Source organism: Nocardia sp. NPDC004718 (assembly GCF_053601535.1).
Map to the genome: position 1 here is coordinate 40628 of NZ_JBSGCA010000045.1, position 18365 is coordinate 58992.

14 protein-coding genes and 4 pseudogenes are annotated in these 18365 nt (G+C 63.2%); 8 read left to right on the plus strand and 10 right to left on the minus strand.

Features of this window, described 5'->3' with window-relative positions:
• Nucleotides 1–34 precede the first annotated feature (34 nt).
• Nucleotides 35–487 carry an SDR family NAD(P)-dependent oxidoreductase gene (locus ACWEH3_RS27830; RefSeq protein WP_450021799.1) on the minus strand — a complete coding sequence of 151 codons (453 nt, stop codon included), beginning with the start codon at nucleotides 485–487 and terminating at the stop codon, nucleotides 35–37.
• Between ACWEH3_RS27830 and ACWEH3_RS27835 the strand changes: the two genes are divergently transcribed.
• Entirely contained in the window at nucleotides 481–1605 is a 1125-nt protein-coding gene (locus ACWEH3_RS27835; protein WP_450021801.1) for an AraC-like ligand-binding domain-containing protein, read from the plus strand. The two genes, ACWEH3_RS27830 and ACWEH3_RS27835, sit on opposite strands and share 7 nt — an antisense overlap.
• A 156-nt stretch (nucleotides 1606–1761) precedes the next feature.
• Entirely contained in the window at nucleotides 1762–2481 is a 720-nt protein-coding gene (locus ACWEH3_RS27840) for an alpha/beta fold hydrolase (protein ID WP_450021803.1), read from the plus strand.
• A 15-nt stretch (nucleotides 2482–2496) separates the two neighbouring features.
• On the opposite strand, the gene ACWEH3_RS27845 is transcribed toward ACWEH3_RS27840, so the two are convergent.
• Nucleotides 2497–2772, minus strand: coding sequence for a hypothetical protein (locus ACWEH3_RS27845; RefSeq protein ID WP_450021805.1), 276 nt, complete (start codon nucleotides 2770–2772; stop codon nucleotides 2497–2499).
• A 397-nt stretch (nucleotides 2773–3169) separates the two neighbouring features.
• Here ACWEH3_RS27845 and ACWEH3_RS27850 point away from each other — a divergent pair, with 397 nt between their 5' ends.
• Complete coding sequence (locus tag ACWEH3_RS27850) at nucleotides 3170–4213, plus strand: zinc-dependent alcohol dehydrogenase family protein (protein WP_450021807.1); 1044 nt, start codon at nucleotides 3170–3172, stop codon at nucleotides 4211–4213.
• A gap of 395 nt (nucleotides 4214–4608) precedes the next feature.
• Nucleotides 4609–5139, plus strand: a complete 531-nt coding sequence (locus ACWEH3_RS27855) for an NADPH-dependent FMN reductase (RefSeq protein WP_450021809.1) — start codon at nucleotides 4609–4611, stop codon at nucleotides 5137–5139.
• 6 nt (nucleotides 5140–5145) lie between these two features.
• On the opposite strand, the gene ACWEH3_RS27860 is transcribed toward ACWEH3_RS27855, so the two are convergent.
• Nucleotides 5146–5544 carry a nuclear transport factor 2 family protein gene (locus tag ACWEH3_RS27860; protein WP_450021811.1) on the minus strand — a complete coding sequence of 133 codons (399 nt, stop codon included), beginning with the start codon at nucleotides 5542–5544 and terminating at the stop codon, nucleotides 5146–5148.
• A 274-nt stretch (nucleotides 5545–5818) separates the two neighbouring features.
• Nucleotides 5819–7501, minus strand: a complete 1683-nt coding sequence (locus tag ACWEH3_RS27865; protein WP_450021813.1) for an alpha-keto acid decarboxylase family protein — start codon at nucleotides 7499–7501, stop codon at nucleotides 5819–5821.
• 628 nt (nucleotides 7502–8129) lie between these two features.
• Between ACWEH3_RS27865 and ACWEH3_RS27870 the strand changes: the two genes are divergently transcribed.
• The 3 genes from ACWEH3_RS27870 to ACWEH3_RS27880 all read left to right on the plus strand — a co-directional run bounded on the left by ACWEH3_RS27870 (nucleotide 8130) and on the right by ACWEH3_RS27880 (nucleotide 10362).
• A complete protein-coding gene (locus ACWEH3_RS27870) occupies nucleotides 8130–8522 on the plus strand; it encodes a hypothetical protein (protein WP_450021815.1) in 393 nt (130 codons plus the stop codon).
• Nucleotides 8523–8531: 9 nt separating this feature from the next.
• The gene (locus ACWEH3_RS27875; RefSeq protein ID WP_450021817.1) at nucleotides 8532–9431 is read left to right on the plus strand and encodes an NAD(P)H-binding protein; all 900 of its coding nucleotides are present in this window, start codon (nucleotides 8532–8534) and stop codon (nucleotides 9429–9431) included.
• 145 nt (nucleotides 9432–9576) lie between these two features.
• Nucleotides 9577–10362 carry an SDR family NAD(P)-dependent oxidoreductase gene (locus ACWEH3_RS27880; protein WP_450021819.1) on the plus strand — a complete coding sequence of 262 codons (786 nt, stop codon included), beginning with the start codon at nucleotides 9577–9579 and terminating at the stop codon, nucleotides 10360–10362.
• Nucleotides 10363–10526: 164 nt separating this feature from the next.
• On the opposite strand, the pseudogene ACWEH3_RS27885 reads toward ACWEH3_RS27880, so the two are convergent.
• The 5 genes and pseudogenes from ACWEH3_RS27885 to ACWEH3_RS27905 all read right to left on the minus strand — a co-directional run.
• A pseudogene (locus ACWEH3_RS27885) lies at nucleotides 10527–10754 on the minus strand (IS3 family transposase); the annotation flags it as partial.
• Nucleotides 10751–11891 (minus strand): annotated as a pseudogene (locus tag ACWEH3_RS27890) (IS3 family transposase). The pseudogenes ACWEH3_RS27890 and ACWEH3_RS27885, both read right to left, overlap by 4 nt.
• A 46-nt stretch (nucleotides 11892–11937) precedes the next feature.
• Nucleotides 11938–12924 (minus strand): IS3 family transposase, encoded by a 987-nt coding sequence (locus ACWEH3_RS27895; RefSeq protein WP_450021821.1) that lies wholly within the window; start codon nucleotides 12922–12924, stop codon nucleotides 11938–11940.
• A 286-nt stretch (nucleotides 12925–13210) separates the two neighbouring features.
• Nucleotides 13211–14077, minus strand: a complete 867-nt coding sequence (locus tag ACWEH3_RS27900) for a hypothetical protein (protein ID WP_450021823.1) — start codon at nucleotides 14075–14077, stop codon at nucleotides 13211–13213.
• A 696-nt stretch (nucleotides 14078–14773) separates the two neighbouring features.
• Nucleotides 14774–15174: pseudogene (locus tag ACWEH3_RS27905) on the minus strand (transposase); the annotation flags it as partial.
• A gap of 656 nt (nucleotides 15175–15830) precedes the next feature.
• Between ACWEH3_RS27905 and ACWEH3_RS27910 the strand changes: the two are divergent.
• On the plus strand, nucleotides 15831–16523 hold the full coding sequence (locus tag ACWEH3_RS27910; protein ID WP_450021825.1) for a hypothetical protein: 693 nt from the start codon (nucleotides 15831–15833) through the stop codon (nucleotides 16521–16523).
• A gap of 547 nt (nucleotides 16524–17070) precedes the next feature.
• On the opposite strand, the pseudogene ACWEH3_RS27915 reads toward ACWEH3_RS27910, so the two are convergent.
• Nucleotides 17071–18156: pseudogene (locus tag ACWEH3_RS27915) on the minus strand (IS701 family transposase).
• Nucleotides 18157–18365 lie beyond the last annotated feature (209 nt).

An 18365-nucleotide genomic window follows, 5' to 3' on the forward strand; every position in this document is an offset into this window, starting at 1 on the left:
CTGTTGATCGGCGGGTGCCCACACCTCGACCCGGTTACGCCGTACGGCGGTCACGATGGCGCGGGCACAATCGTCGGGATCGATCACACCCAGCAGTCGCGAGGATCGGCGGGTGCCATCGATCATCCGCGTTCGAACCTGTCCGGGTTGGACGACGCTGAAGCGCACACCGCTGTCCCGGTACGAGCCGCAGCGCCTTGGTCAGGCCGACAACTCCGAACTTGGTCGCTGTGTGCACGGCACTGCCGGGCTGTGGCACGCGCCCGGCAGCTGAGGCGACGTCGACCAGATGCCCGCTGCGGCGCGGCAGCATGCGTTTCAGTGCCAGGCGTGAGCCGATGATCGGCCAAGCCGGCGAGCGATGCAGTTGGCCGTCGCCGAAACACTCGCATCGGCACCGTGGGTATCGCGTTTCCCGGTAATGCGTCGTCTTGATGGCCAGCCGGACCAAAGTGTGCCGTGAGGCCGTACGGTTGCGGATTGCCACCGGGCGGCGTTCGGCCTCGTAGGCCTGCAGCAGGCGAGGATCACCCCACCCCTGTACGACGACGCGAGCATCCGGCCGAGTCCGACCGCGTCGCCGACGCCGGTGTTCATTCCAAATCACCGCGCCTCATCGGGAGAGCGGCGGAAGAATCGGAAGCTGTGCCGGATATCGTTGCGTCGACCGATGAAGTCGAACCTGCTGAGCGGGAAGACTATTGGCATCATGTGCTGGGTGACACCTTCGCGCCGGTGAACCTGGAGGAGTGGGATCATTACCCGGAGCCCATGGCAAGGCTGGGAGGAACGGTCCGCGGGCGATTGTTTTTCGCCGAGCTAACGGCGAGCCCGCACATTCACCGGCGAACCCCCCGCTGCATCCAGCAGTCGGACGCGGCGTTCTTCCAGATCGCAGTCCTCACCGATGGTGCGGCGTCGCTGGAACAAGACGGGCGCACCGCTGAACTCACCCCGGGCGATTTCGTCGTCTACGAGAACTCGCGGCCGTTCACCTGGACATTCACGCGCCCGTGGTCGGTGTCGGTGCTGTCGGTGCCCTCGGAAGCAGTGCTGCTCAGCGACAGCGAGCGCCGCACCGTCAGCGGGCGCGTGTTGTCGGGACGGCACGGGCTGTCCGGGGTTGTCGGCAGATTCGTGTTGGATCTGATTCGGCACGGCGAAGGCGTGGCGCAATCACAGTCGGAGGAGATCCTGGCTCGCACCACGGATCTGGCGATCTGCCTGCTGACCGAACCCGATCAGGCGCGGCATGCCGATGCCGTGCAGCGGAGCCTGATGACGCGCATCAAAGCCTACATCGAGCAGAATCTGCGGGATTCGGCATTGTCTCCGGCCGAAATTGCTGCGGCAGTGCATATTTCGACTCGTTACCTGCACAAGCTGTTCCAAGTGGAGAACGAATCGGTCGCGCTTTACATGCGCCGACGCCGCCTCGCGCGAGTGCGCACGGACCTGCTCGATCGCCGGTTGGCGCGGGTGAGCATCGCGACGCTGGCGCACCGCAACGGATTCGGCGATATCAGCGGGTTCAACCGGGCCTTCCGCGCCACCTACGGAATCAGCCCCGGCGAGCTGCGCGGAAGTCACCCGGAGCGCCGCTGACGCTCGGGCGCACTCCCACTTGTCGACGACGGTGATGCGCGCTCGTCCGCATCGTGTGCACGGTCGTCCGCGCCGCAACAGTCCAGGGTCACTGAGGATGTGAGCGGCAGTTCCGGGTGCGCGAATCCCGCCACCCTGCCAATGAGGGAGGTTGCCATGAGCAAACCGACAATCGTGCTGGTCCACGGCGGATTCGTCGACGGCGGCGGATGGCGCAATGTCTACGACGAACTCACCCGCGACGGATTCACCGTGCGCGTGGTCCAGAACGCGACCAAATCGCTGGCCGACGACGCCGCGACCACCCGCCAGATCCTCGACGGCGTCGAGGGCGACGCAGTCCTGGTCGGGCACTCATACGGCGGCGCGGTCATCACCGAGGCCGGCACCCACGAGAAGGTCGCCGCCCTGGTCTACATCACCGCTTTCGCCCCCGACAAGGACGAATCGGTCAACACCCTGCTGTCAGGTTTCCCGCAGGACGGCCCGCAGCCGCCGATCCTGCCGCCGGTCGAGGGATACCTGTTCCTGGACCGGGCCGAGTTCCATACTTCCTTCGCCGGTGACCTGCCCGAACAGGACGCCGCGTTCCTGGCCGATTCCCAGGTCCCCTGGGGTGTGGAGGCGCTCGGCGGGACCATCAGCGAACCCGCCTGGCGCAACAAGCCCAGCTGGTACCTGCACGTCACCGAGGACAACATGATCCCGCCCGCCGCGCAGCTGTCGATGGCCGAACGCATCGGCGCCACCGTCGCCCAAACCCCGGGCAGCCACGCTATCTACCTCTCCCGCCCGGAAGTCGTGGCCAACCTCGTCCGCACCGCCGCCGACGCGGTCCAACCCTCACACCACGCGGGTGGCTTGCTCCTCGAGTAGGGTGCGACCGCCAGCTCACCTCCGCGCCAGCCGATCTGTGAAGCGGGTCTGGAATATCTGGGCAGCGTCGACGTCATCGGGCACGAGAATGCGCTCGGCGGTCACTACCGCCCCGTGGTAGGGAGCACGGGGATCGGTGACAACATGCCGCGAGTCGTTGCGGAGAGCAAGACCGGTGCGAACGAAGTCGTCGAGGGCGAACTGTCCTGGTCCGGCAATCTCCACGACCCCGTCGACGGGCTGGCCGAGCGAGGTGCGGCTCACCCCCTCGGCAACATCGTCGGCCGCCATCGGTTGGACAATAGCGGGTGGAAGGCGAACCGAGTGCCCCTCCGCCTCGAGCTTGGATGTCAACCTTGGAACCGATCAGCGAGCCGCGCATTCGGGCTGTTGTCGTTTCGGCTTGCGGCCATCGGATCGGCGAGTCGACCCGTCCAACACAGTTGCTGTGCGGTAACTTCTGGCGTCATACCTGCGGCGGTAGAGGCGAAACGGCCGGTAATCGGTCGGTGTGAGCGGGTGGGCACCGGCGGGCAAAGACCGGACGCCGACAGCAATGTGCGCACGGGTCTGCTCCATCGAAAAGAGAGGCCCGGAGCCTATTCGCCGACGAGCATGGCCGACGCCGGCATTGTTTCTGTCCAGAACGCCCCGAGTTGGTCGGGCGCCGAGAGCCGAAGGTTCGCTCATGCCACACTCCATGCGCGCGCTCGTAGCCGGAAAAATCGGCGAGCCAACTGACGTCCTGCGGCTGGAGTCACGGCCCGTTCCCACGCCGGAAGCCGGTCAGGCGTTGATCCGCGTGCAAGCGACACCTGTCCACGCCAGCGATCTGCACATGCTGCGTGGCCGCTACGGTTTCGCCCCCGAGTTTCCCACCGTGGTGGGTATGGAATGCGTGGGCCGAATCGAGGCTCTGGGCCCGGATACCGAGGGGCTGCAGATCGGCGAACGCGTGGTGACCGTCGGTGTGACCGGCACGTGGCAGGAATACCTTGTCACCGATACGCGAAGGCTTCTGCCGGTCCCCGACCATCTGAGCGATTCCAGTGCCTGCCAGCTCGCGGTCAATCCGTTGACCGCGCTGCTACTGGTGACTCACGAACTCGACGTACGGCCGGGTGAATGGATGTTGCAGACGGCCGCTGGCTCCACCGTCGGCCGGCTCGTCATTCAACTGGCCGGACATCTGGGTATTCGGACGATCAACGTCGTGCGGAGACGCGATGCCGTCGAGGAGATCAAGACGCTCGGTGGCGAGGAGGTCATCTGCACCGCGGATGAGGATCTATTGCAGCGTGTCGCCGAAATCGCAGGACCGGCCGGCGTGCGCAAGGCCATCGACTGTGTCGCGGGCGAGGTAGGTGCCCAGGTATCCCAGGCATTGGCCCCCGGCGGAGAGGTCGTGGTCTACGGCGCACTCTCCACCCACCGCCAAGCCGACCCGGCAGCGCTGACGATCCCGCTGCTGGCACGCTCGATCATCTACGAAACCAAAGTGGTCCGTGGCTTCTGGCTCTACCACTGGTTTCGCGCTACCGCACCACAGGATGCGCTGCACGCGCTCTCCCGGGTTCGCAGTCTGGTCGCTGAGGAAGTGCTGCACATCCCCCGAGGCCGGCCGTTCCCGCTCGAACACTTCACCGAAGCCGTCTCGCTCGCCGAAACACCCGCACATGGCGCCAAACCCCTCCTCGTCTTCGAACGAGGCCGGGGCGACGGCGTCGGGTAAGACGCCATCTGAACAGACACGCCCACCTGCTCTGGCCTGGATGCGAGGTCGGTCGCCCGGAGCTCGGGCGCCGCGACCGCTGTGAAGTGCTACGTTGTCCGTGCAGTCTCGTGAAACCGCCGCGCGTCGACGACGCTCGGCGCGTCGTACACCACCGGGCACCTCTCTGGTCAGGAGGCAACGCGGGAGTACCTACACGGTCGGCTACGTCGTCGGCAGTCTTTCCAGGGAATCCGCCAACCGGATCCTGTCCAAGGCCCTGATCCGGCTGGCGCCAATCCAGTTGTCGTTCACCGAGATTCCGATCAAGGATCTGCCGCTGTACAACCGCGACTACGACGTCGACTACCCGCCGGAGGGCCACGCACTCGAGGCGGCCATCCGTTGTCGACGCTGTGCTGTTCGTGACGCCGGAATACAACCGCTCGATCCCGGGCGCGCTGAAGAACGCCATCGACTGGGCCAGCCGCCCATGGGGCGACAACTCGTTCGCGCTCGAGCCGTCCGCCGTCATCGGCGCCTCGCCGGGCAAGCTCGGCACCGCGCTCGCTCAGCTCAGTCTGCGCAGCGTGCTCGGCTATTGCAATTCCCCGCAGATGAATTCCCCTGAGGCCTACATCCAATTCCACCCGGACGTCTTCACCCCTGATGGCGATGTCCTCGACGACTCGACGAAGCGATTTCTCACCCGGTTCATGGCGGATTTCGCCACTTTCATCACCCGCGTGCACAGCGTGGTCCCCCAACTCGGCTACCCGATCTGCCCGGCCCGTGGCACGTGGGTCGCCTCCGCCGGCGCCGAATCGCCACAGTGTCCGCGAACTCCGTCAGCGTCGTCACCAGTTCGCGGGCGAGTGCCGGACTCGCCATCGCCGGAACGGAGGCGTAGTGGCCAGATCGAACGGTGCCGTCGGACCGGCGCTTGAAAACGGTCAGCCGCGGTACAGGTTGGCCGTCAGCACCGTCGCCGCCGTAGTCTCGGTGACGATGGTGTAGAGCTCGACGATGACGCCGTCCTCGGTACGAGCGATATCCATGCCGCTGATCACCGGAGGTCGGTCGACGGGGCCGTACTGGAAGCCGAGGTGGCCGATGTCGTCGAGTTCCGACACCGGACCGAAGGGCCGGAAGGTCCAGTCCGGGTTTTCGGCACGCAACTCCTCGGCCCGGCGTTCGAGTTCCTTGCGTCCGCGCAGAATTCGGTCCGGTTCGTGCCAGACCACGTGCTCGGCATAGGTCTCGGCGATGGCTGCGGCCCGGCGAGCCGGGTCTGGTTCGTTGAAGACGTCCAGAAGATTGCGTCGCATAAGGTCGGCGGGGGACCTGGTCATCGCGATTCCTTTCCGTTCACGCGGGTGGCTGTAGCTCGCGTGCACCTGGGTAGGAGTCTCGGCGGATCCGCTGCCATGCAGTCCGATCCGGCCGCGCAGGAGCTGCGGGCGGGTACATTTCGTATTCACGCTCGTCCCAGGGGTCGCCTGCGGCCACGCGCGCGCCTGCGAACTTCTCGAGCTCGGCCAGCGGCGCGCCGGTCTGCGCTGAAGTCAGAGCCTGAAACTGTCTCGCGAGCACAGCGTTCGGGCCATTGTCGTTTCGTCTTCCGGGTCATACCGGTCGAAGCTGAGCACCCTCGTGGTGTTGTGGGCCACGCGGCCCATAGTCGAGGTCTGCTCCTCTGTTGCTGCTGGCGGTGACCGGGGCGGGAGAATCGAGGGGATCCATGATGGATTCGATGAAGATCAGCGTGTCGTTGGGTGCGGATAGGGCGTCGCGCAGGTCCGCCGGAGTTCTAACGGTGTACGACCGTGCGGTGGTGTCGGGGCGGAGCACTTTCGGCAGGTCCGCGTACGCCCAGGTGGCGATGTCGTTGTAGGACTCGGTTTTGCCGAGGTAGCCACGCTCGATGGTGTATCCGCCGTTGTTGATCAGGAAAATCACCGGCTTGTGGTCGTACCGCAGGATGGTCGACAGTTCCTGCGCGGTCTGCTGGAACGAGCCATCGCCGACGAACAGCAGATGGCGTCGATCCGGTGCCGCAGTCAGCGTGCCGAGCAGAGCAGCGACCGAGTAGCCGATCGAACCCCAGTTGACCGACCCGACGAAGGTGCAGCCTCGCGGGAGTTGAAGGCCGAAGAGGGCGTATGACGTGCCGTTATCGACGAGTAGCACGTCCCCGGGGTGGATGTAGTCCTGGATGGCCTGCCAGTACATAGCCTGTGTCAGGTTGGCAGAGCCGTCGGCGTGAACGCGTGGTGCGGCTTCCGCGGGTCGGCTTGTGGCGCGATTGGTGACGTGCGGCACCGCGTCGATGATGCCGCCGAGAACTTCCTGGAGCGTTACCGCCTGGTAGTTGTCACTGCCGACGTCGACCGAGTGTCCCCGCAGGTGGATCGTGTCGGCGGGCAGTGCGGCGGTGAAGTCGCCCGTGGTCACTTCGATCGGTCGGTAGCCGATGCACAGCAGGCAGTCGCTGTTCTCCACCGCGTCGAGTGTGTATGGCGCACTTGCCTTGCCGTTGTAGACGCCGACGTAGTGAGGGAACGTCTCGTCGATCACCGCCTTGGCCGTGCTGCTCACCGCGACCGGAAGTCGCATCTTCGCGGCCAGTGCCATCACGTCGGCTGCGACGCCGAACCGGTCGGCGTCCAGATCCACCAGAATCGCCGGTGACCTGGCGTCGGACAAGTGGCGCGTGACGGCGGTGACGCACGACTGCAACCGTTCGGGGTCACTGGACGGTTGTCCGAGGGCCAGCGGCTCGGACGGGGCCTCGATATCGAGGTAGGCGATATCGGACGGCACTTCCACGTACACCGGCAGTTTCTCCCGCCATGCGGTGAGAATCAGCCGGTCGATCTCGACAGCCGCGTTGCAGGGGGTCAGCCTGGCCTGCGCGGCGGTCACCTGCGCGTAAGCACCGAGGAAGCGATCCCACGTCCCGTCGCCCATCGTGTGATGCATCCCCAATCCGCGATCGATGGACCTGAGCGGAATCGACCCGCAGATACAGACCACCGGAACGTGCTCGGCATAGCAGCCGGCGACCCCGTTGATCGCACTCATCGCGCCTACGGCGTTCGTCACGAGCAGCGCGCCCATGCCATTGAGCCGCGCGTAGCCATCCGCCGCGTGGGACGCGGCCAGCTCACCGCAAGTGCCGACCCAACGCATGGTGCCGCCGTCCTCGAGCTGCTGGAGCAACTCGAGGTTGTAGTCGCCGGGGACGCCGAACAGGTGGCTTATCCCGGCCTCCGCCAGACGGCGAAGCAGAAAATCGCCGATCGTCATTCGCCGTGCCTCGCGCGTAGACACCATGTGCTCCTCCGAATCGACATCGGGTCACGGTGACGCCATCGTTTCGAACGGGCCGCCGACCGAACATGAACTCATCCACAAGCACGCAGTGCGTGCATTCCTCCGCAAACGAACGCAGTATGTGGCGGTCGAAATAGCCTCTGCAAGGTCCTCGCAGTTCTAGGTACGGATGCCGGTGGTTCGCGGGTGGATCGAACACCCCTCCTAATAATCGCAGATCGCGTAGTGTTCGGCGAGGGATTCACTATGCACCTGACGTGTACACCCCGGTTCGCCACGGGAACGCACTACACAGGACATCAACCCGTTTACCTCATGCCAAGAGTTCCGAAGGAGCGGGGAGCGTCGGAATGTTCGACACTCCCCGCGAATGGGGTAATGCCGCTGAGCGCGTGATCGTCGGCAGTCGGGAGTGTCGGCGCGTCGCGCCTATTCGTGCGCTACGAATGCCGGGGTTCTGTGAACGCGCCGTTACCGCATTGTCCAAGTGGCTTTCCGCAACCGGGGCTGCCGGTCGATATAGTTGCACGGGTCATAGGTCTTACATCGTGGGCGCGTGTCGGCGAGCCGGCTCGCTACCGGATTCCACGGGAGGCGCGGCGTGACATCGACATACCTGGGGAAGCCGTACTATCCAGCGTGGCTGGACAATCTCGCCGACGATGTAACCGGGGAGGGCGCGGCGTGGGACGGCGCCATACAAGGCGCGCATGCCGTCCATGAAGTCGTGGTCGCCGCCCGTGAAATATATGAGTTTCAAGATTTCCACTACGCCGGGCCATGCGGCGAGAACAGTTTCCTCGAGGACTACACCTCATCGGTCCGCGGCGTGCCGATTCACGTCATTGTTCCGGTCACCTTCGACGCCGCCGGAAAGGCCCAGCGCCTCGTGGTGAACCGCCGGCCACGTAGCTCGGTGCTGCTGTCGTCCCGTGTGATGCTCGAGCGGTTCGCCGGCACTCCCCTGGCCGAGCATTGGGAAAACACACCGTGAGGAGCGAGCATGAGTGCGCGCTTGTACTTGATCACCGGGGCGGGTGGTGGCACCGGTGGCGTGAGCAGGCAGGTAATCGAGCGATTGCGGGAACGGGGGGAGCGCGTTCGCGCGTTGGTGCACCACGACGACGCCCGAGCCGAGCCGCTGCGTGCGCTGGGCGCTGAAGTCGTCGTCGGCGATTTGACCGAGCCACGAGATGTGCTCGACGCGATGAACGGTGCTGATCGCATGTTCTTTTCGATGGGGGTTTCGCCGGGCTACCTGCAGGCGACGGTGGTCGTCTGCGACGCCGCATTGGCATACGGCCAGCTCGAGGTGGTCGTGAACATGTCTCAGATGACCGTCTCTCAAATGACGCTGACCAGTGTGGGCGAGTCTCGCCAACATCGGTTGCATTATCTCGCCGAGCACGTCGTGAACTGGTCGGGTGTGCCGGCCGTGCACATCAGGCCGACGGTGTTTCTGGACAATCCGATCTTCACCGGATCGCTGCGCGAGCGAAACGTACTGGCCCTCCCCTTCGGAACGGGTCGAACGTCACCGATAGCGACCAGCGACGTGGCACGCACGGTTACGGCAGTACTCGCAGATCCCGCTCACCGCATCGGCGACGTCTACGAATTGACCGGTCCGCAGAGTTTGGACATCGATGGCCTGGCCGCCGAGTACACCCTGGGACTACACCGGCCGATCCGCGGCACCGACATTCCCCAGGAAACCTGGGTCGAGCAGGTCCTCGAGCCCCGAGGTCTGCCCGCGCACGTCGAGCAGCACCTGGCCACCATGGCACTGCTGCATCGCGCTGGGCGCTACGACCGAGCCACCGACGACGTCGAGAAGATCACAGGACATCCGCCAACCACGGTTGGGCGGTACATCGCCGAACACACGGAAATGTTCTCGTAGTGCTCGTCAGGTGCGGGGTCGTGCGGACGGGGCGGCGACCACGTTCACGGCCCCAGGGTTCATGGGGGCTCGGTGATGGTTGCACAGAAGTGGCGGAAAACCGCGTCTTCGGACGCACAAACCGAGCTGGCGATGGGAGAAACGTATGGATCTACATCTGTCGGGCAAGGTCGCCGTGGTGACCGGCGCCAGCAAAGGTATCGGGCTCGCGATCAGCCAGGCGCTGGTGGACGCCGGTGCTTACGTCGTGGCCGGATCACGCAGCCGAGGAGCCGGTCTCGGGGCGCTGGTGGATGCCGGGCAAGTGACTTTTGTATCCGCCGATTTGTCGCTGCCCGGCGGCGCGGATGACCTGATCGCGGCTGCGGCGGATCACGGTGGCATCGATATATTGGTCAACAACGTCGGCGCGGTCACTGTCCAACCGGGCGGCATCGCGCGCGTTACCGACGACCAGTGGCAGGCGTCCTGGGATCTCAATGTGATGGGGACTGTGCGGCCGACCCGCGCCGCGCTACCACAGATGTATCGCCGTGGCGGTGGATCGATCGTCATTGTCGGATCGGTCAACGCGTACTATCCGGACCCCGGCATCTACGACTACTGCGCCACCAAGGCCGCCGTCACCAATTTCAGCAAGGCATTGTCGAAGGAATTGGGGCCGAAGAATATTCGCGTCAACTCCATCAGCCCCGGGCCCGTGACGACAGGGCTGTGGCTGGACGAAGGTGGGGTGGCCGACACGATCGCCGACGCCGGCGGTCAGACTCCGGAACAGGTGCGGTCCGCGACAGCCGGTGCTGCCGCCACGGGCCGGTTCACCACTCCGGATGAGGTTGCCGACCTGGTCGTATTCCTGGCCAGCGACCGGTCCGCGAACATCACCGGATCCGATCTGAGGATCGACGGCGGCTTCGTGACCACGATTTGAGACCGACCAGTCACACACGACCCGCTCCGCGGCAGGGATCGACCGCGGACTCGAGGTTCTCCCGTATTGTTGGGGGACGAACTATCAGGTTCCAGCCGGAACCGGGTGATGGTAGCTGGCTTCGAACTCGGCGGGTGAGCGCCAGCCCAGTTTTTCTGGATGCACTGGCCGTTGTACCAGCCATCGATATAGGCGAACAGGGCGTTCTCTGCCTCGTCACGGGTCCGCCAGGCCCGGCGATAGACCAACTCTGTCTTCAATGTGGAGAAGAAATTCTCCATCAGAGCATTGTCATAGCTGTCGCCGACCGAGCCCATCGACTGCGCGATCCTGATCAGTCCCCGATAACGCGACCACCCGGGAGTAGAGCCCGGGTTGTTTCGTCGTTTCATTCGATCCCACAGCCCACCGGGTGGTGGGTGTGGGTGCAGTCCGCAGCGTACTCGGCCGGTGTCCGGTATCCCAGGGCTGAATGCCGGTGCCGCAGGTTGTGCTCGGTCTTGAAGTCACCGATGACCACGCGGGCCTCGAGCAGGGAGGTCCAGTGGTTGCGGTTGAGGCACTCGGTGCGCAACCGGCGGTAGAACGACTCGATGTAGCCGTTGTTCCACGGCGTGCCGGGCGGAATGTAGGTGATCCCGACCCGGTCGGCGCAGAACCGTTGCAGCGCTGTGGATATCATTTCCGCGCCGTTGTCGCACCGCAGCACCCACGGCGTACCCCGCAGAGTGAACACCCGGGCGAGTTCGGTGACGAGTTTCTCTCCGGTGATGGAGCGTTCCACCAGATGCAGCAGCGACTCGCGGGTGTGTTCATCGACCATCGAGGCGACTTCACCGCCCGACCATCGACGGTGGAGTCGAACTGGAAATCCAACGCCCACACCGTCATCGGTGCATCCGCAGCGACCGCCGACACCGACGAGGACCCGAGACGTTTTCGTCGGTGATGCACTCTCACCTGCAGGCCCTCCTGCTTCCACAACCGATGCACCCGTTTGCGGTTGACCCGATGACCCTCGTCGAACCGCAACGCCGCCCACGCCCGACGGAACCCGTGACACGGGTTCTTTCGAGCGTATTCGCGCAGCCATGCCCTGGCACCGGCGTCGGGATCGTCCGGGGTTTGATCGAGTCGCAGTCGCCGGAAGGTGGACCGATGCACCCCGACGACCTTGCAAGCGAACCGCTCCGACATGCCCTTGACCTGCACAAGCATGCCCACCGCTCGCCGCTTGGCCGCCGGGCCTAGAAGTTTCCCCGAGCGATCTCCCGCAACGCGTCCTTCTCCAACTCGGCATCAGCCAGCAACCGCTTCAACCTGGCGTTCTGCTCCCGCAACTCCTTGAGCTCTTTGGCGGCGACGGTGTCCATCCCACCGTACTGACGACGCCAGTTATACAACGTGGCTGAAGATACTTGCAGGTCAGCAGCGATTTCCTCACCCGAAGCACCCGCGGCGGCCAACTCGTCGGCACGACGCAGCTTCCGCACGATCTCTTCCGCGGAATGCCGTTTCCGTCCAGCCATGGTTCTCAGTGTCCCCTTCCAGCCCCTCACCGGGGCCAACGGGACTCTAGTTCCAGATGGTCTCATTCACCGGGGACAGGCCAATCCCGTTGTCGGCCAGCCGGTTAGCGAACCGAATCGCTGTGTAGGTCGAGCCCCTATCGCTGTGGTGAATCAACTCACCGTCGCGGACGTCCCGACTCCAGATCGCGAATTCCAGCGCACCGAGTACCAGTTCGGTGTCGCAGCGATCCGAGGTCTTCCAGCCCACGATCCGGTTGGAGAACGCATCCCGCACCGCCGCGAGCCAGAACACGCCCTGACCACACAGGATGCGGGTCGCACCGCCACCCACAACCGGTTCGGTGAAGATCCGCTCGACCAAATCCGGTGCAGGCGCCGCCCGCGGATCGGCTCGCGTGGAAGCCATGCGCCACCGTTTCCGCAGGAACGCCCCCTGCAAACCCGCGCCACGCATCACCCGCTCCACCCGTTTCCGGCCGACCGAGACCCCGCGCCGGGCCAGCATCGCGTGCACCCGAGGAGACCCGTAGGTGCCGCCGGAACTGGTACGGATATCGATGATCTCAGCCAGCAACGCTTCGTCAGCGACCTGCCGCGCCGAGGGTTGTTGCAGGCATTTGCACCACCAGTAATAGGTCGACGAGGCGATACCGAGCACCCGCAATACGAGCTCGACCGGGTGCTGGCTGTCCTTGACGAACCGCACGATCACCTCCGGGTCTGGCCGAGCTGAGGCGAAATACGCACTCGCAGACCGAAGGATGTCGTTAACCCGCTCCAACTCGGCCACCTGCTTGCGCAGCCGCTTGTTCTCTTCGACCAGATCGGTCGCCGCCGGTTGCGGTCGCTGACCGGTATCGGCCTGGCGGATCCAGTTCCGCAGCGCCTCGTGATGCACCCGCAACTGCTGAGCGAGCTTGCGGATCGTCGGCTTCGGGTCCGACTCCAGATACAGCCGGACCGCCCGGGCCTTCAACTCGTCCGGATACTTCTTCGGTGCTGCCACACAGGGACTCCTTCCTGGCCCCATGCTCAGAGCCCTCCACGAACCGGGGGAACCTCAGACCGTAGCCCGTGTCTCACCGGAGCCTGCCGCAGCGGCAATACAGGAACGCACTGATCCTTAACACGCCTGAGTGCCATGCGACAGGCATGGCAGGCTGTATCCCGGTTCTTCCCTCCGTCGCAACTCGGTGCGCTAGACGTAGAACCGAAAGGTCAACGTGACCTCACCTGAGGAGTTGGTGCACGCGTTGAGAAGGCTGTAAAACCGCGTGCGGAATTCCAGCCGACCTCCGACTCACCCCTATATCAAGTTAATGCATACCTATGCGCTTGTCATGGTTTTGGATGTATTCCACGAAATTTGATTGACTCATAGTATACGCACGGAGATCGATGTCGTGCGGGATTTTGGGAACCCTCCCCAATCGATACTCCGCAGCAGCGGCTAGAAAGGTTCTGATTACCGCATCGGATCCATTTTTTCTCTGCGGAGCCTGATAGAGCTTGTATGCTACGTCTGCCCACGTCTCGACGGTGAAAAAACCGGGCTTAGCGAGATGTTCGAAGCAATCTCGAAGTATCCGCGTTCGGTCCGCCTCAAGCCCAACTTTCGTAAGCACTTCCTCAGGCTTCGGTAACGCCGGTAGGCTATCGGAGGGGCGCCCTTGCAGGGCTAGCTCTTGCCGTATATCACGATATTCTTCTTCTGCAGCTTTGCCCTTGAGGATCTGATTTCCGTCCACTATCGACCCATCGGATAGACGCAGCTTATTTTGAAGCATATCTCCGGTGATGCCCTCGGCATCAAATCGCGCTAACGCTCGCTCACCAGCCTCACGGTAGGTCTCAGTACAGGGTGTCGGACGCCCACCGACCCACCGCTCTGTTCGAGAATCCCACTTCGCCCCGTCCCGTTGGAGGTGTGGCCCGAACTTGTTGACGTTCCGGCCGTCGTCCGTCATCGGGGCTTTCAATTTTACGCTTGCGTTTGCGCCCAGACCCCTAACATTGGACCTCTGTTCTATTAGAGCCCAGAACTCTGCTTCCCAGTCATGTCGCGTCAAGGGTCTACCCAGAGAGCGTAGACGGCCAACCATCGAGTTGGCGGTATCAGCATGCCACCTGGCGAATTCTCTCAGTTCAGCCAGCATCTCTACAACGTTTTCATTGTAGGGCATGGCCCATCGTTGCAGACGGCCCGGCAGCGGAAAATCCCTTTCGTTGATGCGACCAGGTCGAGATTTTCCCACGACAGAGGCGCCCGCAGCTAATGGTGAGTGTCCGTCCTGTGCGCCGCGACTGAGACGGTGTGCATTTACCCTATCCATGATGAGCGTTTCATTACCAGACCGTTTGACGCGAATTGCCATCATTCGAAGAGTAGAGGCATCGTCGATTACCGCTACTGGAAGGCTATGAGGACCATAGAGGAGGTCATTCGTGATCTCTTTGAAGATTCGGACGATCCTGTTCGCCACACTGAACCCTTCCGCGTCCTACTAATACACATAAGTTGACTCCGCCAATGACCAGCTTCATGGACATCCGCGCGTCATAGGTTGGCCAATCATCTCCCTCTATATTCAACCTATTATAGCTGAATTTTACGATCGGCGATGCCTATGCTCAGCGGACTAGACGATAGCGACTGCGTGCTCATGCGGCATCCGTGTCACCTGGATTGTCCGTAGCCCTGAGTGTGCGTAGGTTCGATCACGGGCCACATTGACAGCCGAATCACTCGGACGGAGATCCGCCATCAACACCGCGCAGTTATCGTCGAGTGCACGATAAGAGTCAATCATCGGGTATTGCGCATCCAAGTCGGAACGAGTTGCGCAGCAAGTGAATCACACACATTTGCATGATCGTGCCCCGGTCGTCAACTTCTTCGCGGTCAGCGACAACACGATCTCATCGACCCCCGACAACCGCCGCTGACGTTTCCTGACGATCTTCGGTTCGAACGTCGAGCTGGTGTCACGCGGCACATCGATCTCGACCGGACCGATCTCGGTGACCACCGTCTACGAGCGGTCCCGTTGCGAGAGTTCGGTGTTCCACGCCCGGCTGGGTCGTGTTTCTCGTAGCCGACATGCTCGGTCATCACCGCTTCCAACGCGGTCTCGAGCACAGTCTTGGTCAGCTGGTTGAGCAACCCGCCCGGGCCGACCAGGTCGATACCCTGTTCCTTGGCCTGCTTCAGCAGCTGCTCGGCCAGCTTCTTGGTATCCGCCACGTCCTTCTTCGCCACGGCATCGAGTATCTCCGACACTGCTCGATCCTTCCCGCCGAACCATCAGGTCCGACCAGTCGGACCAAGGCCAAATCCGCCGTTATTCCGACAGTCCCGCGCGCGGCGGCCCGCCACCTACCTCGGGTGCCAGAGACGACGACCTGCTCCCAGTATCGACGTGCGATGGCTCATTCGTCGCCCGGGGGCGAATCGCGCAGCGGCCGGTGTGTTCCGCGTCTTTGGTGGTGATGGCCACCGGGGCAACGACAGTCGCTCTCCAGCCGATCGTGTCAGCGACACCACTAGTGCCGCCTTCTGGTTGCTTCCCGTCCCAGGCTGGCTGCTGAAACGTAGATCTCGCCCACTTATCAGGGGTCAGAAGTTGATCGGCGGTTGAGCTCAGTATGCTTTATACAACCTGAGTCGCGTAGCTGATAGCCGGTGCGTGTCGGCAGCATCCGCTAGTGATGCTGAACCCACGGATGGCATCGACTGGTTAGATGACGGTCGGGAGTTACCGGAGCGGCGGTCGGAGAGGATCTTCTTTGGTAGGGCGGCCACTTTGGGCGGAGGAGCTCGTCCAGCGAGCGACGGCACTCGTACGAGGTCTCACCCACCTATCCGGGCGACCCCTCGAAGGGCTCGCCCACGAGACGTGGGCTATTAGCGAGCTATACGGTCGGAAAGACCATGAGATGGCCAGAAATCTGTCCGCACTCAGTAAAGACGGCTCGGGTGAAGGATTCGGTGGGGATAACGCCATAGGGGCGGTGCCCGCCCGGCTCATAGAGGCTGGGTTGAAACCCGGCGTTGCCAATATCGTCTCTTATTCTCCTGCATTTTTGGAAGTAGCCGACAAGTTCGAGCGCGCGGGAGGCAAGTTTCGCTACGATCACGAGCATGACCATACTTACTTTGACGACGAGAGGAACGAGATTGTGTTCGGTCGTTCACCCGCGAGAAGCGATACTGAAGTAGCATACAAGCTCGCACACGAGTTGAAACATCCGGACCATCTAGCAGAGTTGAATAAATGGAAACAGGGACCACACGAGGGGGAGAAAATTGAAAGAGATGCATGGGTAAATGATGCAATGAATAGTAGATCCTTTTGCGAAGGTGACGCTTGTTTCTTTGCCGAATTTATTCGAGATGAAATCATAGCTAACCGAGGCCCGCAGATCGGCAATTTCGATTCAATGCGGACCGAGACGGAAGTCCCGACGATCTATAGAAAACTTATCAGCGGAGAAATCGACGACCCCGCCGAAGCGATCAAACAAATGGGTGACGCTTATGTGGAATTGGATCCCATTTCCTCGATAGTTATGCGCGAATATTACGAGAATATCTACACTGACACATTGCAACGTCGTGGTTTGCCGTGAACTTATATTTCATCGGAGATGCCGTTCCGCTAGTGTCCCGATTCACTGTTCAACATCGTAAGTTCAGCGTCAGCAATGGTCGAGGCTGTTACGGATTTGGTCTGCAGTTTTAGGATCGCCGACTGGTAGGGGACGGTGTTCAGGTAGTCGGTTTTTCGGCTCGTCGGGCCGGTAGCGGTCAGCGGTTGTGGTCTCCGGGTGCCGCCGGCGTGGTCGCGGTAGCGGTGGTGTGGTGGATGCCGAGGCCCGTCGGCGACGACCGATACTGGTGCTTGCTGGGCCGGTTGGCGTAGGCCAGAGACCCAGCCGGTGATGGTGGGGACTTCGTTCTTGGCGGAATGCTGGCTGAGGGTTTCGGAGCGGAGCGGTTAGTACTGCAACGACACTCAGGTAAGTGGATGGCCTCGTTGTCGGTAGTGGGATAGACGGGCTTGGTGTTGTTGGCGGCGGCGCCATCGCGACCAGGCCCAGGTATGGGCGGGATCGTGGCGGCGGGGCAGGACCAGCGCGATGAGGAGGCGGCGGACCTCGGGTAGCGTGAGAGTGATCATGTCTTCACCGTAGCCGCTGTATCCCCTTTTGCGGCAGTTGCTTTCGTGGCAGCAAGCCAGGCGAGAGCGAGCATGGACAGGGTGATGTGGGCATACCACGCCCGGTAGCTGCGGACCTGGTAACGGTCGAGCCCGGCCTCGCCTTTGGCCTGCTGGAATGCTTCTTCGATGTGCCAGCGTGACCCGGCGGTGAAGGCGAGATCGACCAGGCGGGAGCGGGCTGGTCCGTAACACAGGTAGTAGGCGATGTGGGTGGGGTCGCCGATCGAGCGCCGCGCCGGCAGCCAGTGCCCGCGTCCACGGACCCAGGTCCCGTCGATCTGCCGGCGTGCCCAGTCGTATTCGCGGGGTCCGTGTGCACCGGCGCCGACCGACAGCCGCTGCCACGTCCGGGCGGGAAGCTCCGCGATCAGCTCATCGGCCCGGGCAATGCGGCCGGAGCGGGTGGCAACGCGCTGGTCGCAGCGGGTCGCCAGCACATGCGACACGTCGCGGAACTCGAGCCAGTCGCGCAGGTACCCGGCTTGGCCGTAGGCTTCGTCGGCGGTGAACCACGCGAACGGCACCCCGGCGTCCAGGGCCTGCTCCAGCATGGCGATCACTTGCCGCGGTTTCGTGGCGAACCCGACCTCGTCGTCGATCCCGGCGGCCCGGCAGCGATCACGGTCGGTGGTCCAGGATTCGGGCAGGATCGATCAGGGCGTGCCCCTGCGGCGAGGCATAAGCGAGGAACACCCCGATCTGGCAGTTCTCTGTCCGTCCAGCCCGTGCCCGAGTACTGCCGTTGCACCCCCGCCGACCGCACACCCTTCTTCAGAAAGCCGGTCTCATCGGCCGCCAGGACCGCTTCCGGGTCACCGAGCCGATCCACGACATAGGCGCGTACATCGTCAGGAACCCCATCGATGTCCCAATCCGCTCGCCGCAACAGCCGCTGCATCCCCTGCGGACCGACCTCACCGGCACGCTCGGCCAACGTCCACCCGGTTCTTCCGCTCCAGGCCCGCCACCAGCCCTGATACATACTCCCTCGCTCGAGCCCGTGGCCCGGACCGAGTGAACCGGACACCAACCCGGGCCATCAACGAATCCAGCTCGGCCACAGCACGATCCAACACCGCACCACAGATCTAGGGACTGCCCTCGGTTTGGTTGACTCCTGACCTGTGAGGATTGCTCCTCGCTGGAAGGATGTCTGAACCGCCCCGGCTTTTCTGCCGCCCCGTTATGGGGTAGCAGGAAGGATATGGGCCATGCCCAAAAAGATCGACCCAGTGCTTCGGAGCCAGGC

Coding starts and splice junctions, on each gene's coding strand:
- ACWEH3_RS27840 (WP_450021803.1), top strand. CDS start 1,762: ATGAGCAAACCGACAATCGTGCTGGTCCACGGCGGATTCGTCGACGGC.
- ACWEH3_RS27875 (WP_450021817.1), top strand. CDS start 8,532: ATGAGTGCGCGCTTGTACTTGATCACCGGGGCGGGTGGTGGCACCGGT.
- ACWEH3_RS27910 (WP_450021825.1), top strand. CDS start 15,831: ATGGCCAGAAATCTGTCCGCACTCAGTAAAGACGGCTCGGGTGAAGGA.
- ACWEH3_RS27845 (WP_450021805.1), bottom strand. CDS start 2,772: ATGGCGGCCGACGATGTTGCCGAGGGGGTGAGCCGCACCTCGCTCGGC.
- ACWEH3_RS27880 (WP_450021819.1), top strand. CDS start 9,577: ATGGATCTACATCTGTCGGGCAAGGTCGCCGTGGTGACCGGCGCCAGC.
- ACWEH3_RS27850 (WP_450021807.1), top strand. CDS start 3,170: ATGCCACACTCCATGCGCGCGCTCGTAGCCGGAAAAATCGGCGAGCCA.
- ACWEH3_RS27865 (WP_450021813.1), bottom strand. CDS start 7,501: ATGACGATCGGCGATTTTCTGCTTCGCCGTCTGGCGGAGGCCGGGATA.
- ACWEH3_RS27895 (WP_450021821.1), bottom strand. CDS start 12,924: ATGGGGCCAGGAAGGAGTCCCTGTGTGGCAGCACCGAAGAAGTATCCG.
- ACWEH3_RS27860 (WP_450021811.1), bottom strand. CDS start 5,544: ATGACCAGGTCCCCCGCCGACCTTATGCGACGCAATCTTCTGGACGTC.
- ACWEH3_RS27900 (WP_450021823.1), bottom strand. CDS start 14,077: ATGCCCTACAATGAAAACGTTGTAGAGATGCTGGCTGAACTGAGAGAA.